Origin of the sequence: Helicobacter didelphidarum (assembly GCF_003364195.1) — a bacterium.
Taxonomy (GTDB): domain Bacteria; phylum Campylobacterota; class Campylobacteria; order Campylobacterales; family Helicobacteraceae; genus Helicobacter_A; species Helicobacter_A didelphidarum.
Map to the genome: position 1 here is coordinate 1 of NZ_NXLQ01000248.1, position 307 is coordinate 307.

Annotated in this window: 1 protein-coding gene; it reads right to left on the reverse strand. The window is 43.3% G+C overall.

Going from position 1 to position 307, the window contains the following annotated elements; genetic code table 11:
• On the reverse strand, positions 1-307 hold a 307-nt coding region (locus CQA53_RS13105; protein WP_181882496.1), incomplete at both ends, for a hypothetical protein.

Consider the following 307-nt stretch of genomic DNA (forward strand, 5'->3'; position numbering starts at 1 on the left):
CGTTCCAGCAATAGGAAAGCCAGAACCGATAGTTGCCCCTGTTGCTGCCCCTGTGGCAATTCTACCTAGAACATTGATACCAACTTTTGCTAGGGTTTTCCTAGTTGCCTTACCAACTAATGTATTTGCTGATTGCTTTGCAATAAAATCTCCACCAGCTCTCATTCCGCTTTGCGTTGCAACTTGCATTCCACCACCTATAATACCACCAGCCTTTTCAGCACCTATTTCCATAGCTAAAGTAGCACCAATTCTTTTCGTGTCATTTGTAGAAGCGCTTTTTGTAATGCCACTTACTACGCCATTA